Below are 14,574 nucleotides of genomic sequence, written 5' to 3' on the forward strand. Positions count from 1 at the left end.
CCGGAGTCGGCGAAATGCATTGTGACTTCGAATGCATTGACTGCGAATGTATCGGACCGTGTATTTCCAGAGGCATCATTCTTGGTTCGTTCGTGTTAACTAACCCGCTTGGTGGTGCCGGAGATGTGACGCAGGTAATCCTGGGCCCGGGTCAGTGGCCAGACCTCGGCCATCTTCTGCTGCATGTCGAACAGGTTGGACTCGTGGATTTCCGGATCGCGGTCGCCGACAGCATCTTCCACGACGATGGGGATGAAACCGTGTTGCATGGTGTCGAGCGTGGTCGCCCGGACGCATCCGCTGGTGGAGAGCCCGGCGATGAGTACGGTGTCCACACCCAGTGAGGTGAGGTAGGAATTCAGCGAGGTGCCGAAGAAGGCACTCGCGTACTTCTTCGTCACCAGGAGTTCGCCGTCGGCCGGGGTGAGCCCGTCGATCGGTTCCCCGAAAGGACTGCCCTCGCAGAACGCGGCAAGCGTTCCCGTCTTGCGGAAGAACACCCCGGCGTCGGCGCCGTCGGCGCGCAGACGCACCTCGGTGAACACGACCGGGATTTCGGCGGCGCGGGCCGATGCGAGCAGTGTCCGCATGGCCTCGACGTTCTCTTCCACACCGGCATAGAGGGGACAGTCGGGATCGATGTAGGCGCGGGCGGCATCGACGACCAGCAGGGCCGGGCGGGCACCTGGTTGGAGTTCTTGCCCGAAGCCGACGCGGGCGTAGTCGGTTGCCTGGACCGAGCGGCCCGCACGGTGGGAAGAGGTTGAGGTCATGCGGATTCCTTCATGGCAGTGGGGGATTGGGCGGGGAACCCGGTCGGTGGGGCGAGGACCGGTGGACGCGGTGCGGCGAGGCAGACGACGATCCCGACCACGGCGAGTGCGGTCAGCATCAGCCCGGCGGTGCGCAGATCGTCGACATACCCGCTCAGTTCGTCGCGTGATGCAGCGGCACCGATGCCGGTCGGCACGATCGCCAGCACGAGTGCGGTACTGAGCAGGTTGCCGACGTTCTGCATCGTCGACCGCATGCCGTTGGCGATCCCGCGCCGCTGCGTCGGCACGGTCAGCATCAGCGCACTCGTACTCGGGGTCATGAACAGGCCGATGCCGCACCCGACGACGAACAGGAAGGCCGAGGTGACCGCCAGGGGCGCGCCGTCGACGGTCAGTGTCAGCGTCATACCCAGCAACCCAATCGCGTTGAGCGCCATGCCGATCGCAGTGAGTGTGCGGGGCGCGATGCGGGCGACGAGGGCGCCGGCGATCAGCGCCGCGACCACCGTGCCGACTGCGACCGGGGTGACCAGCAGGCCCGCGACGAAGGGCGATGTCCCGTCGACTGCCTGCTCGAACAGCGAGATGATCAACGGGACGGAGTAGGTGGCGGCCGCGGTCAGCAGACAGGCAACGAGTACGAGACCGATTCCGCGGGTGCGGAAGAGCCGGACGTCGATCAGGGGATGGGTGCGACGGATCTGCACCGTCACGAAAACGACCGCCGTCGTGGCGGCCACACCGCCGCACAACCAGGGGAGCCAGGGCGACGTGGTCAGTCCGGGGGTCAGGGCGAGCACGATGACGGTGAGCAACACGGTCGACAACACCGCGCCGGTCAGGTCGAACGGTTCACGGCGACCAGTACTGGTCGCTGTGCGGGGGATGACCGCGATCGAGGCCGCCGCGGCGACCACGCCGATCGCCAGTGCAACCACGAACAGCCCCCGCCAGCCGATGAGCGCCGTTGCGGCGCCACCGATCACCGGACCGATCACCTGAGCGAGCGCGGCGACCGTGGCATTCCAGCCCAACGCGCGGCCGAGCAGGTGCCGGGGGAAGGTATCGGTGAGCAGCGCGGTGTTGTTGGTGATCACCGAGGCGGCCCCGACACCCTGCAGAACCCTCGCGGCGATCAGCCAACCCGCGGTGGGGGACGCGATGCACAACCCGGTGGCGACGGTGAACACCACCAGACCGGCCAGATAGAGCGGCCGGCGACCGACGATGTCGGCGAGTCGACCGAAGACCAGGATTAGCGCCGTCGTGACCACCATGTAGCCGACCAGGATCCAGGTCGCCTGGGCCGGTGACGCGTCGAGATCGGTGGCCAGCGTCGGCAGGGCGACGGTGAGCCCACTCATGCTGACGAAGACCGCGACGACACCGACGCTGGTGGCGGCGAAGACCCGCCAGGGGTGGGGATGCTGCGCCGGGACCGTGTCATCCATGAGACCGGCTATCCATGAGCCCGTCGATCGTGGTGACCGGTGAGCTGCTGAAGTGCCTGGGCGAGGCCGATGACGAGCCCGTCGGCCCAGGGACGGCCGACGATCTGGACACCGACCGGCATCCCGTCGACGAATCCGGCTGGGATCATCACCGCCGGAAGTCCGAGGTGATCGAACAGGGCAGTGTTGCGGCCGACGATCGACTGCATGGGGTGCCGGACGCCGTCGACCTCGACGGTGACATCGGACAGCCGCGGAGCGGTCGCGCCGACGCCGGGGGTGACGATCATGTCGACCCCGGCGTCGTCGAAGGCCCGCAGTGTGGCGCGCAGGGCTCCCGCCCGGCGTCGCAGGGCCCGGAGGTAATCGACCGCCGACGGTACGGTGCCGCGGGCGATCCGTATCTGCGTGCCGATGTCGAACCGAGCGAAACGGTCCAGTGCGCCTTCCTGATTCGATGCGAGCTCGGCGGTGAGCACGATTGTGAAGTCGTCGTGGAGCAGGGGCGCGTCGGGGATGTCCACAGGGACGACCTGTACGCCGTGCCGACCGAGGACGGCCAGAGTGTCCTGCCACACCGCGAGGACCGCGGCATCGCACAGTTCGGTGAACCAGCCGGTGGGGACGCCGATTCGGAGCCCGTCGAGGCGCAGTTCGCCCGAACCCACGACGGGAAGGCTCGCCCGGACGTCCTCGGTGCGCGCGGCGGGGGCCGCGCCGGGATCGAGGTCGTCCGGTCCGGCCAGCACGCCGAGCACCGCGCCGAGGTCGGCGGCGGAACGAGCCATCGGCCCGACGTGGTCGAGTGTCCACGACAACGAGGCGACACCGGTGCGTGGGATGAGCCCATAGGTGGGTTTGATGCCCGAGAGGTTGCACAGGGCGCTGGGGACCCGAATCGATCCGCCGGTGTCGGTGCCGAGGGCGAGCGGGATCAGTTCGGCGGCAAGGGCACCCGCCGAACCCGTCGATGAACCGCCGGTCCAGCGGGCCCGATCCCACGGGTTGGTGACCGGGCCGTAGCGCACGTTGTGCGGTGCACCGCAGGCGAATTCGGTGGTTGCCGTGATCAGCGCGGGGATGGCGCCGGCGTCGCGCAATCGGGCGAGAACGGTCGCATCACCGGTCGCGATGCGATCGCCGGTGACGTGCGAGCCGGCGGTGACCGGTGAGCCCGCGACGTCGATGATGTCCTTGACCCCGAAGAAGATGCCTTCGAGGGGTCGCGGTGTCCCGGCCCGCCATCGGCGGTCCGATTCGGCAGCTGCCGCGGCGACGGTCCCGACGACGGTGAGGATTGCCCCACCGGACAGCTCGGGGTCGGTCCACCGCGCGCGCAGGGCGGCGAGCACCTCGCTCGGCGACGTGACACCGCCGCGGTAGGCGGCGAGCAGATCCAGGACGCCGAGCGCGTGCAGCGCCCGGTCGGTGCGCGGCACATACGTCGGTACCGAGAAGGTCTGGGCCGGAACCGATGTCGCCGCCATCAGAAAGGCGAAGTCGGCGGGCTCGGTGCCTAGGGTGTCCGGTGCGGACGGGAGGGGCACCGATCGTGAGGATGCGATCGGCCCGCTCATGTCGGTGTGGGCCTGCGGGAGTAGATCGTCGAGGGCCAGGGCGGCGGGGGCGGTGAGGTCGGGGTAGTCGGTGCTGGTCACCGCACCGCCTCGACTGCGGCCAGTGTTGTCGCGACCGTGGCGGACCGGGACAGTGGGGCGGACCGGGACAGCGGGGCCGGCCGAACCGTGCCGTCGGCGAGCCGGGCGAGCAGGTTGATCACGTCGGGACGGCGGTCCCGGCGAAGCGGGAAGGCGGCGCGTACCGATGCGACGAGATCGAGATCGAGTGAGAAGCGCAGGGTCACACCGTTTTGGTGGGCGGGGGCCTGGGCGACGATCTTGCCGTCCGGGGCGACGATGCAGGAGAGTCCGAAGTAGTCGACGGTGACGCCGTTGAGTGTTTCCGGACCGGCGCGGTTCGCGGCGATGATCCACATCTGGGATTCGAGGGCACGCGTCTGCAATTCGGCGAGGAACAGGTCTTCTCGGCTGCCGAGCGACGACACGATCGCGAGCATCACCTCGGCGCCGAGACCGCGTGCCACAGCCCAGTTCTCGGGGAAACTGCGGTCGTAACAGATCACGCAGCCGAAGCGGGTCCCGAGTAGGTCGGCGGTGGCCGGGGAGGAGCCGGGGGCGAAATGATACTTCTCATCGATGTCGACACCGCTGACCTTGTTCGCCGGTAACGAGAGCTTGCGGTAGGCCGGGACGTGCCCGCCGTCGGGGGTGTCCCACGCGGTGATGCCGCCGTCCGGGTCGATGAGCACCACTGAGTTGTGCGTGATGTCGTCGGCGGTGCGCTCATAGGTACCGAAGGCGATCGCACATCCGAGTTCGCGCGCAATGTCGCCGAACAACTCGGTCGCCGGTCCGGGCAACGTCTGCGCCCACGCGGTCCGGTCGACGTCGTGGCTGGTGCAGAAGTAGGGCGTGGTGATCAGTTCGGGCAGAACCACCAAATCCGGTGTGGCGCCGCGGTCATCGGGTAGCGCAGCTTCACGCACGCGGGCTGCGAGTCGGGTCAGGTTGGCCGGGATGTCGTCGGTGAGTTCACCGATCTGGACGATCGCGACGTCGAGTGTGCGTGAATGCAAAGGGGGCCTCCGTCGGGCGGGTGAAGGGTGGACGGCCGGGGCCGCCCACCCACCATCGGGGGGATCAGGCAGCTGCGGACCGGAATGATTCGCGGCACTTCATGAGCGGCTGAATCCGGGTTCCGAAGTTCTCGACGCCCGCGACGAAATCGTCGAAGGTGAGCATGATGCCCTTTATCCCCTCGACTTCGGCGACCTCGTCGAGCATCTTCGCCACGGTCTCGTAGGAGCCGACGAGCGTACCCATGTTGAAGTTCACCGCACCTTCGGGAAGGGAGATGGTCTTGGCGGTCGAGGAGTCGTCGGCGTCCGCGTCAGTGGCCGATTGATCGGCCATGTAACCGAGCGCGGCGAGGTCGGCGTTGTCGTGGTAGTCCTGCCATTTCGCCTGTGCCGCTTCATCGGTTTCGTCGGCGATGATCATGAACAGGGCCATCGCGCCCACGTCGCGGCCGGTGGCGGCGGCAGCGGCGACGAGGGTGGAGGTGGCCTCGGACAGGGCTGTCGGGGTGTTGATGCCGGAGCCCATGATGAAGTTGAAATCGGCCATCTCGGCGGCGAACGCCATCCCGGTCTTCGACTGCCCGGCGGCCACGATGGGAACCGCGCCGCCGGTCGGGCGTGGAGACAGGACACAATTGTCCATGGTGTAGTGCTTGCCGGTGAAGCTGGAGACGCCGTCGGCCCACAGCTCGCGCATGATCTGCACGTACTCAGCCGCCTGTTCGTAGCGATATCCGAAATATTCTTGTCCCGGCCACATCCCCATCTGGGTGTACTCGTTAGGTGCCCACCCGGTGACGATGTTGACGCCGAAGCGGCCCGGTGCGATCGAGTCGATCGTCGAGGCCATGCGGGCGACCATGGCCGGTGGGAGGGTGAGGATCGGGGTGGAGGCGAACAGCTTGATTTTCTCGGTGACCGCGGCGAGTCCGGCCATGAGGGTGAAGGACTCGAGGTTGTGATCCCAGAACTCTGTCTCGCCGCCGAAACCCTTCAACTTGATCATCGACAGGACGAAATCGAGTCCGTGATGTTCGGCATTCTGCACGATCGTCTTGTTGAGTTCGAAGGACGGCATGTACTGCGGTGCGCTCTTGGAGATGAGCCACCCGTTGTTGCCGATGGGAATGAAGACACCGATATCCATGTCACTCCTGATGCTGCGGGATTGGTCGGGAGGAATCTGGTCAACGCATCGTCGGGTCAGCCGTGACTTCGAATGTATGCAGGGGTTCTTTCGGTCCTGTGGCGCCTTGGTAACGGGTGTGTTGCTCGGCTCAGTGAATCCGGGGACAGGGTCCGGCGCTGCCGCGCTGAACCCACTCGACCCCGAATTCGCGGTGGACCGGGGTGCCGGCGGCTCCGTCGATACGCGCGAGCAACAGTTCGGCGGCGGCGAGCGCCATGTCCTCGAGGGGCTGGCGGACGGTGGTCAGATCGAGGATCGACCATCCCGCGATGTCGAGGTCGTTGTAGCCGACGATCGAGACGTCCTCGGGGACACGGAGTCCGAGGCGTTTGGTGGCGTCGAGGGTGCCGAAGGCGACGAAGTCGGTGACGCAGAAGATCGCGGTCGGGCGGTCCTCACGGCCGAACAGTTCCAGTCCGCCGGCGAGGCCGGTGGTTGCATCGACGGCGCCGCGATGGACCAGTCCCTCGTCCAGCGGAAATCCGTGCTGCGCCAGGGCTTCTCGGAACCCACCTTCGCGGAGCTTGACGCTCGCGTTCTTCACCGGTCCCGAGATCAGGCCGATCCGGCGATGACCCATCTCGATGAGATGGTCGGCGACGAGTCGTCCACCGCCGACGTTGTCCGAGGTCACCCGGTCCACGCGCCCCGCCTCACCGCCGTCGACGTCGCGGCTGAGGATCACCAGCGGGATCTTCGAGTCGATCAGCTCCGGCACAATGGGTGAATCGAGACGCGCGGAGATGAACACGACGCCGTCCACGAGTCCGCCTCGCAGCGCGAGGATGTCCTTCTCCAGCGTTCCCTCGGTGCGGTCGCTCATGAGCAGTACGCGGTAGTCATCCAGCGCGAATCGGTCCTGCAGCGTGTTCACCAGTGTGGGGTGCGAGGGATTGCGCAGGTCGCCGCTGACGACGGCAATTGACATCGAACGCCGTGTGATGAGACTGCGTGCTGTGACGTGCGGAACGTAACCCATCTCCTTCGCCAGTGCCTGGATCGCGTAGCGCGTCTCGTTGATCACGCGCGGGTCGTCACGTAAGGCCCGCGAGACCGTCGACTGGGACACTCCGGCACGACGGGCGACGTCGTAGCTGGTGACCGGCTTGTTCCGCACGGTCCGATTGTAGGGATAAGGCCGCGCTGCCCAATGCACCCACACCCATCACCCGGTGGAGTGGTTGCGGCGAACCTCGGTTTTCGGCACACGGGCAACTTTGCCTGTGAGAAATCAGTTCAGTGGCGTGATGGGCGCGGAAGGGGGGAGCGGTACTCGCGTTTGTGGCGTTGAACCAGCACGGGCGGTTTTGGTGCTGCCGCGTACCCTCTGCGTACCGGGGTCAGTATCGCTCGACTCGACCGGCAGCCGATGGTGCAGATTACGGCAGGTTGAATCCGGGTCATGAGGAAGGCCGAGCGCGCAAGTTACTGCGGGTCGGCGAGTATCTGTTCGACCAGGATGTCGGCGTGGCCCGCGTGCCGTGCCAGCTCTTCGATCATGTGAAGTCCTATCCAATGGAATGTCACCTCGCCGCGTCGGTAGTGAACGAATCGGTCGGCCGGATTACGTCCTTGCGCGATGTGTCGGGATCGTTCAGCAACAGCTTCAAACTCCGCGATGACGTCTGCGAGCGTCTGGTCGGGACCGACTATCCAGCCGCGGTCGTCGCCCGCTGCATACCCGTCGCACTCGGCCTCGGCAAGGCCGGCGACGGTGCGTTGAAACCAGACCCTTTCCGCAGCGGCACAATGTTTGACAAGTGCAATCGGGGTGGTCAGAGAAGGCACCAAGCGAGACCGACTCTGAGCATCCGTCAAGCGGGCCACAGAGCAAATCAGGGCCGTACGGTTCGCGTCAAGGACAGCGGCAAGCTCTTCGTCGATCATCGTCAAATGCTACGACCTTGAGTCGGCAGCATGGGACGCTGGAACATTGCCTGGGATGATCTCCATGGAAGTGCGACACCGATATTCGAGGTGCGTTCCGTCGCTGGTGACGAAATGCGTTGCGTCACCACAATGATAGATATTGCGTCGGCTGGCCGAAGGGAGCGGCTGCTTCGCGTGGGGAAGGTCGACCAGACCGGCCGATCAGCGCTGGGTGATGCGGTCGACGAGTAGATCGATGATTGCCCGTTGCTCGGCTTTGTCGCCGGGATGTGTGAGTAGACCTTCGACCACGAATGCGATGATGTGGCTAGCCGGTTGCGCATCATCGGGCGGGAGATCGGCGCGGGTGAGTGCGTCGGCCATCGCGTGGAAGTTGCTGTGCCATCGATCTATTACGGGCGAGGCGGCGCGCCGCGAATGGACGGTGTCGACAAGGTTGCGCATTGCGGACAACTCGTCGACCACGAACATGATCTTGTCCGCCAGTGGACGCTGCGCCATCGGTTGGTAGCGCGCCAATGCCTCGATGAGCAGTTCTTCCAGGACGGCCACCAGTAGGTGGTCCTTGTCGTGGAAGTACCAGTAGACGGTGTTCGCGGTGACTCCGGCATCGGCGGCGATCTTGCTCAGTGCAGTGTCGTCGTAGCCGTTGTCGACAAAGAGTCGGCAAGCGGAGGTGACGATCTCGTCCCGCTTTTCTGCCCGTGCTCGTGGACGACGATTGGCGGGCATGACACCAACTTTACTTGATCAACGTTCAAGAAGACGCTATCTTCCTTGACTACCAATCAAGAAAACAGGGGGCGACCGTGTCGAGCGGCAACCAGTACACCCAGGCTGAAGAGTTCTTCTCGAGCGACGGGGTCAGGTGCGCCGCGACGGTGTATCGACCGAGCGCACCGCTGGGCCCGGTGCCGGTGGTCGTCATGGCTCATGGCTTCGCCGCGACGCGGGGGATTCGGTTACCGGCCTACGCGGAACATTTTGTGACCGCTGGGTACGCCGTGGTCTTGTTCGACTATCGCTATTTCGGCGACAGCGAGGGTGAGCCACGCCAATTGCTTGATGTCCGATCGCAACTCGACGACTGGCGGGCCGCCATCAGATTTGCCCGTTCTCTGCAGTTCGTCGATGCCGAACGTGTCGTTGCCTGGGGCACATCGTTTGCCGGAGGTCATGTGTTGACGTTGGCCGGCCATGGTGAGCGATTGGCGGCGGTCATCGCTCAGGTTCCCCACGTCAGTGGGCCGGCGGCGGTGCGCGCCACGGGTCTGCGGCAAGTGCTGCGACTGGCGCCGGTAGGTCTGGCCGACCTCGTCGGATCCTTCCTTCGGCGACCGCCTCGATACGTCGCGGCGGTCGGGCCCGAAAACGCGGTGGCAGCCCTCGCTGCCCCGGGCGCGATGGCCGCGTTTGAGCGGCTGATTGCAGAATCGAGCATTCGGCGTGGGGATTACCCGGAGACCGTGGCCGCGCGGATCCTGGTGAAGATCGGGCTTTACTCGCCGGCGCGAACTGCCCGAAAGATCAGCTGCCCGGTGCTGATCCAGGTAGCGACCTTGGACAACATCGCGCCGGCTGCGGCTGCGGTGAAAGTTGCCCGGGCCATCCCCGAGTCGACGCTGTTGCGCTATGAATGCGGCCACTTCGATCCCTACGTCGATCCCACCTTCCCCGGCGTGGTCACCGACCAACTCAAGTTTCTGGTTGAGACCGTGCCCGTCAGGTCTCGGCAGGCGTGAGGGCGATAGGTGTTGCCGACCTGCCGACTTGGGCCTGCATCGCCATCGGCGGACCGTCTCCTTACCGCCACCGATCTGCGTATCAACTCGGGAGTCGATTGGCCTCGCGGCGATCACCCCAGGCTGCATTGGCGATGACGTCGGCGAACACGGTGGCGGGTGCTCCGTTGAGCGCCTCGTTGAGGTGGCCGGGCAAGCTGAACGGTGGCGCTTTCATCGGGTTGTGCGGGTGGGCCTGGATATCGCGGGCTATTGCGTCCCCGAGTGCGTGCCCCAGACCGTGACGGGGCCAGGCGGTATTGACGCGTTCGATGAAGACCGGTGAGTGGTTTTCCATACCCATGCCGTCGACGTCGAAGGAGATCCCCGCGCCCGAGATCGCCTGCACGGTGCCGAAGCGGTGTCCCAGGCCAAGGCTGCTGTGGAGTGCGATGGATTGCCAGATCGTGGTGATGACCTGATCGTCAACGACACCGTGTTCGCGTAAGAACCGTGCCGCGGCGTCGGCGCCTTCGATCTCGAATCGTTGATCACCGCTTCCGTAGTCGGTGAGGCCGAGATCGTGCAGGAGACATGCAAGGTAGAGCGTTTCATCGTCGTAATCGACGCCGCTCCGCAAACCCCACGCTGTGGCGATCTCACGTCCGAATATATAGCTCCGGACGCAGTGGTTGGAGAGGGGCGCAGGAGAGGTGGTATTCACCAAATTGAGTGCTGATGAACAGATTTCGGAATCCGGAAGGTTCCATTCGGTTGGTTCAAGAGCATCGGTGAGAGGGGTGGATGAATCGGTCATGAGTGGGGTCCTTCGCTGTCAGTGGAGAAGGCGATGTCTTTTTGGGCGTCCAGGGCCTCTAGCCGGCCGCGCAGCGCGTCGCCGATCATCGCGTACGCGTCTGATCCCAGTGCCAGTCGGGACGGTGGGGACTTTTGATCGGTGGCAGCAATGATGGCTGACGCCACCTTGCGTGGATCGCCGCGCTGCGCTGATACCGGTACGGAGCCGGCCCGAAGCACCGTGTCGTTGTAGGACGGGTCGGCGGCCGCCACCGCAGCCGAGGTGCCCGAGAACGACGTCTTCGACATTCCGGGCTCGACCAGGATGGTTCGAATCCCAAACCCGGCCACCTCGGCCCCGAAAGACTCGAAAAACCCTTCCACCCCCCACTTGGACGCGTGATAGAGCGACATTCCGGGGTAGGCGGTCTGGCCACCCAGACTCGACAATTGCACGAATGTTCCGCCGCCCTGGGCACGTAGATGTGGAGTCACCGCCCGTGCCAGCTGGATCGGTGCCACCAAGTTGGTGGCCAACTGTCGATCGATCTCGGCGTCGTCGAGCTCCTCCGCGGCGCCGAACAGGCCGTAACCGGCGTTGGAGACCACGACGTCGATGCGGCCCATTGCTGCAAACGCAACCTCGACGGCGGTCCGCAACGCGGGGGTGTCGATGACGTCGAGAACGCTGACCCGGAGTCGATCGGGATATTGAGAGCATAACTCCTGCAATGCTTCCGGGCGACGTACCGTGGCCGTAACCCGATCACCGCGATCCAAAAGAAGCTCAGTCAACGCCCGGCCGAACCCAGACGAGGTTCCGGTGATGAACCAACTTTTTGAGGTCACTGACGTCCTTCCATTCTGGTGTATGACCGTTTGACTGTGCGCCGAGTGCGCACCGTTCGCCAGTGGCCGGAAAGACAGTGGTCGTAACATTAGGGCCATGAATGTTCATCAGGTGACCGTGTTGGCACTTGAGTCGGTGCTGCCCATCGATCTCGGAATTCCGACGCAGATCTTCAACCCACGCCCAGATACGCCCTACGCCTTGAGTATTTGCGGCATTGCACCAGGGTCCGTCCGGACGAGCGCAGGTTTCACGCTCGGTGTGACGGCGGGTCTGGAGGAACTCGATCACGCTGCGACAATCATGATTCCGGGTTACGCCGATTATCGGCGGCCACCGCCTGCGACGGTGTCGGAGGCATTGAACAAAGCGGCACGGCGAGGGGCCAGGATTGCGTCCATCTGTACCGGAGCGTTCGCACTGGCTGCTGCTGGTCTACTGGATGGTCGCACGGTCACCACACACTGGGCCAGCGCTGATGAGTTGGAGGAGCTGTTTCCCGGGATTATTGTCGAGCGCGAGGTGCTCTACATCGATGACACTCCGATACTCACCTCGGCGGGTGTCACCGCGGGGATTGATTTGTGTATGCATATGGTGCGCAACGATCTTGGTGCGCATGTCGCCAACAACATCGCCCGCGAACTCGTCGCAGCGCCGCATCGCGACGGAGGCCAGTCTCAATACATCACCAGACCGCTTCCTGACCCGAGTGCGACAACTCTGGCCGCAACCAGGGAATGGGCGGCAAGTCGTCTCCGCGAACCGCTGACTCTCGACAGTCTGGCTCAGCATGCCGGGGTCTCAAGTCGGACCCTGACCCGCCTGTGGCGCGCGGAGACCGGAGTCAGTCCACACCGGTGGCTGTTGGCTGCGCGTGTTAACCTTGCCAGGGAACTTCTCGAGAAGACCGATCACACCGTTGAGCAGGTCGCCAGCCGTTGTGGCCTTGGCAGCGCTACCAACCTACGCGCGCGCTTCCGAGATGCGGTGGGTACCACGCCCACTGCGTACCGAAGGGCATTCAGCCAGTCCTGATGCCGGCCGAACCCACGAGCGGTTTGTTGCGGCGCCTCGTCGAGGCCGTTGTGAGTGTCAGGATCCCGTACTACAACCAGATCCGGTGGCCAGGACCGCCGGACGTGCTAGTCGACCAGCACTACTTCGGGTGATGCGGGCGAGACGGCTGCGGCACTTGCCGACTGGTGCCCCCGGTCAGACTCGAACTGACACTGGACGGGTTTGAACCTGCGGAAGTGGTGTTTGCAGATGTGGCATTGTTGGTGGCTTGTGAATGATGCAGTGGCGGATCGGTATTCGTGTTCGTCCGTTGGCGAGGGTGGGTGGTTTCGGTGCTCATCGCACGGCGGACTGTCGCGCCGCAGCGAGAGCACCGCCGGTGTTCTGACTCTTCGGCGACGGTGTCAGTGGTGGGGTTGCGATGTGCTGACCAGGGGGCCTCCTGCGGCTCTCCAGTCGATGAGTCCTCTGCTGATGTTCTTGGCGTCGAAGCCCCACTCCATGAGTGAGTTGGCTGCATCGGCCGATCGCAGTTGTGAATCCTCGAGGGGCAGATGTCGGGCCCCGGGTAATGCGGGTGCGGTTCCATTCGAACGGGCGTCGCACATCGATGATGAGCGCGCCCTTCGCAGAGAGGTCGATCGCATCGGCTGCCGACACTGCCGGCGGTGACGAAGGTAGTGACGAAATCCCGTCGCTAGGAGTCCTTTACGTCTTGGGGCGCATCGGCGTGTTTAGTCGGCACGGTGGTGTGGCGGTGTTCTTGTGCGACATTGCGCATTGTCAGGGGTCCGCTGGCGACGGGTATGAGCGCGTGAATGCGTGTACGGGTGCTCAGTCCACGCCCCAGGAACGCGACCGCGGCGACGGCGAGATAGCACGCCCCGTGGACCGGTCCCAGCGCTGCTGCCAGCTCACTATTGTGGACGGTCGCAAGATTACCGAGTAGCGCCGCCACGGTGAGGGTTTCGATGAGTGAGAGAACGGCGAGGGTGCGTAGGAGGCCGTTCACGGTCAGCTCGCGCCCGGTCGGATGATCATCAGTACGACGACCGCCACCCACAGCAGATTGAACACGCCTGTGAACATCCCGATTCGGCGCAGGCGCTGTCCGGCGTCGGGGGTGCTGAGGGCCTCGCGTTGTAGCGGGGCGATCTGTAGCGCCAGCAACCCGCCCGCGACCGCGGTGAGGATCATGGCCGCAATCACCCAGGTGTCGGTAGTGCGCCCCTGAACGGCGGCGAGTATCAGTCCGATGGCCGGCACGATCAGGGCGAGGGTGCCGTAGACGCGGGTGATCCGGTACAGCACCCGCGCGATGTCAGCGCTGCCGTCATCCGATGACGTGCCGAAGGACGCAGTGACCGGGGCATAGCGCGGGAACATGCTGGTTACCACCGCAACCGGTCCGACGAACAGAATGCCCGCCACGATGTGAACGGACAGCAGAATGTCTTCCATAACCTTCAGTCTACCTGAAGGTGACAGGTCAGCGAAGGGCGTCCAAAGCCCGGATCATGTGCACGCGCAGTGCGTCGGTGAGTTCTGGGTGCTGTGAGGTGAAATCGGCGTCCACCGCTGCGACGACGTCCACTGTTGTAGTGAGCAGCGTGGTTCCCCGGTCGGTGATCTGTCCGTCGTTTACGTTGCGTCGACCGGAAGCTGGAGTTCCCGTCCCGTCGGACTGCCTTGAATGCGTTCGACGTGCTCGTTGGTTGAGTCGCATCCTGTCGTGGTTCGCCGAATGGTGATCGTTGCTCGACATGCGCCAGGGGATTGGTCGGCTGGTGTTGGTGTACTTGGCTGGCGTCTCGGTGTGGCGGACCTGTCGCCGGCTGATTCGGAGGCGGGTCTGGTGACCAGTGTCCGCCGTGTGGGCGAACCTTGGTTTTCGGCGCATGGGCAACTTTGCCCGTGGGAAATCCGTTCAGTGGCGTCATGGGCGAGGAGGGGGTCGATCCGTGCTGAGTGGCGTCGGCAGTTGGGTTAGGGCGGTCAAGGTTTGACGCTCACCAGATCGGTTGCAGCGGAGGCGAGTTCCTGGCCGTATCCGGCCCACGATGTGTGGTCGCCCCGAGGTATGGCCGCTCGCTGAATCGTAAATCCCGGCCGCCTCGGAAGCGTTGCTTGCTGAGACTCCTGCGTACCCGCACCATATCGTCACATTTAGTAGGTCTAATCACCGGTGTGACCTACGGTTTGTGCCCCCGGTCGGACTCG

The 14,574-nt window shown here is 64.7% G+C and carries 14 protein-coding genes and 1 pseudogene; 2 read left to right on the top strand and 13 right to left on the bottom strand.

What is annotated here, in order from left to right:
• Window positions 1-95: 95 nt before the first annotated feature.
• The 8 genes from AC51GT_RS03735 to AC51GT_RS03770 form a co-directional block, all read right to left on the bottom strand.
• A complete protein-coding gene (locus tag AC51GT_RS03735) occupies window positions 96-773 on the bottom strand; it encodes an isochorismatase family protein (protein WP_496324033.1) in 678 nt (225 codons plus the stop codon).
• Complete coding sequence (locus AC51GT_RS03740; RefSeq protein ID WP_496327903.1) at window positions 770-2,227, bottom strand: MFS transporter; 1,458 nt, start codon at window positions 2,225-2,227, stop codon at window positions 770-772. The genes AC51GT_RS03735 and AC51GT_RS03740 overlap by 4 nt, the downstream gene beginning before the upstream one ends.
• A gap of 8 nt (window positions 2,228-2,235) precedes the next feature.
• Entirely contained in the window at window positions 2,236-3,885 is a 1,650-nt protein-coding gene (locus tag AC51GT_RS03745) for an amidase (protein WP_496327904.1), read from the bottom strand.
• Window positions 3,882-4,883: a carbon-nitrogen hydrolase family protein gene (locus tag AC51GT_RS03750; RefSeq protein ID WP_496327905.1), complete on the bottom strand. Its 1,002-nt coding sequence runs from the start codon at window positions 4,881-4,883 to the stop codon at window positions 3,882-3,884. The genes AC51GT_RS03745 and AC51GT_RS03750 overlap by 4 nt, the downstream gene beginning before the upstream one ends.
• 64 nt (window positions 4,884-4,947) lie before the next feature.
• Window positions 4,948-6,033, bottom strand: coding sequence for a pyrimidine utilization protein A (rutA, locus tag AC51GT_RS03755; RefSeq protein WP_496324037.1), 1,086 nt, complete (start codon window positions 6,031-6,033; stop codon window positions 4,948-4,950).
• A gap of 130 nt (window positions 6,034-6,163) precedes the next feature.
• Window positions 6,164-7,192 (bottom strand): LacI family DNA-binding transcriptional regulator, encoded by a 1,029-nt coding sequence (locus AC51GT_RS03760; RefSeq protein WP_496327906.1) that lies wholly within the window; start codon window positions 7,190-7,192, stop codon window positions 6,164-6,166.
• 308 nt (window positions 7,193-7,500) lie between these two features.
• Entirely contained in the window at window positions 7,501-7,962 is a 462-nt protein-coding gene (locus AC51GT_RS03765) for a DinB family protein (RefSeq protein ID WP_496327907.1), read from the bottom strand.
• A gap of 204 nt (window positions 7,963-8,166) precedes the next feature.
• Window positions 8,167-8,697, bottom strand: coding sequence for a TetR/AcrR family transcriptional regulator (locus AC51GT_RS03770; RefSeq protein WP_496327908.1), 531 nt, complete (start codon window positions 8,695-8,697; stop codon window positions 8,167-8,169).
• A 77-nt stretch (window positions 8,698-8,774) separates the two neighbouring features.
• Between AC51GT_RS03770 and AC51GT_RS03775 the strand changes: the two genes are divergently transcribed.
• Window positions 8,775-9,707: an alpha/beta hydrolase gene (locus AC51GT_RS03775; RefSeq protein WP_496327909.1), complete on the top strand. Its 933-nt coding sequence runs from the start codon at window positions 8,775-8,777 to the stop codon at window positions 9,705-9,707.
• A gap of 82 nt (window positions 9,708-9,789) precedes the next feature.
• Here AC51GT_RS03775 and AC51GT_RS03780 read toward each other — a convergent pair whose 3' ends face one another.
• Together AC51GT_RS03780 and AC51GT_RS03785 are read right to left on the bottom strand one after the other, a co-directional pair.
• Entirely contained in the window at window positions 9,790-10,410 is a 621-nt protein-coding gene (locus tag AC51GT_RS03780) for an HD domain-containing protein (protein WP_496327910.1), read from the bottom strand.
• Between the two features lie 89 nt (window positions 10,411-10,499).
• On the bottom strand, window positions 10,500-11,333 hold the full coding sequence (locus AC51GT_RS03785) for an SDR family oxidoreductase (protein WP_496327911.1): 834 nt from the start codon (window positions 11,331-11,333) through the stop codon (window positions 10,500-10,502).
• Window positions 11,334-11,430: 97 nt separating this feature from the next.
• On the opposite strand from AC51GT_RS03785, the gene AC51GT_RS03790 reads away from it, so the two are divergent.
• Entirely contained in the window at window positions 11,431-12,372 is a 942-nt protein-coding gene (locus tag AC51GT_RS03790; protein ID WP_496327912.1) for a GlxA family transcriptional regulator, read from the top strand.
• 386 nt (window positions 12,373-12,758) lie between these two features.
• On the opposite strand, the pseudogene AC51GT_RS03795 reads toward AC51GT_RS03790, so the two are convergent.
• The 3 genes and pseudogenes from AC51GT_RS03795 to AC51GT_RS03805 all read right to left on the bottom strand — a co-directional run.
• Window positions 12,759-13,040: pseudogene (locus AC51GT_RS03795) on the bottom strand (rhodanese-like domain-containing protein); the annotation flags it as partial.
• Window positions 13,041-13,051: 11 nt separating this feature from the next.
• Window positions 13,052-13,366 (bottom strand): hypothetical protein, encoded by a 315-nt coding sequence (locus tag AC51GT_RS03800; RefSeq protein WP_496327913.1) that lies wholly within the window; start codon window positions 13,364-13,366, stop codon window positions 13,052-13,054.
• Between the two features lie 2 nt (window positions 13,367-13,368).
• The gene (locus tag AC51GT_RS03805; protein ID WP_496327914.1) at window positions 13,369-13,815 is read right to left on the bottom strand and encodes a hypothetical protein; all 447 of its coding nucleotides are present in this window, start codon (window positions 13,813-13,815) and stop codon (window positions 13,369-13,371) included.
• Between the last annotated feature and the right edge of the window lie 759 nt (window positions 13,816-14,574).

It is taken from the genome of Williamsia sp. z34, assembly GCF_059553395.1.

What these genes read in the sequence shown, in the direction of transcription:
- AC51GT_RS03790 (WP_496327912.1), top strand. Translation starts at nt 11,431, where the DNA reads ATGAATGTTCATCAGGTGACCGTGTTGGCACTTGAGTCGGTGCTGCCC.
- AC51GT_RS03735 (WP_496324033.1), bottom strand. Translation starts at nt 773, where the DNA reads ATGACCTCAACCTCTTCCCACCGTGCGGGCCGCTCGGTCCAGGCAACC.
- AC51GT_RS03765 (WP_496327907.1), bottom strand. Translation starts at nt 7,962, where the DNA reads ATGATCGACGAAGAGCTTGCCGCTGTCCTTGACGCGAACCGTACGGCC.
- AC51GT_RS03805 (WP_496327914.1), bottom strand. Translation starts at nt 13,815, where the DNA reads ATGGAAGACATTCTGCTGTCCGTTCACATCGTGGCGGGCATTCTGTTC.
- AC51GT_RS03770 (WP_496327908.1), bottom strand. Translation starts at nt 8,697, where the DNA reads ATGCCCGCCAATCGTCGTCCACGAGCACGGGCAGAAAAGCGGGACGAG.
- AC51GT_RS03740 (WP_496327903.1), bottom strand. Translation starts at nt 2,227, where the DNA reads ATGGATGACACGGTCCCGGCGCAGCATCCCCACCCCTGGCGGGTCTTC.
- rutA (WP_496324037.1), bottom strand. Translation starts at nt 6,033, where the DNA reads ATGGATATCGGTGTCTTCATTCCCATCGGCAACAACGGGTGGCTCATC.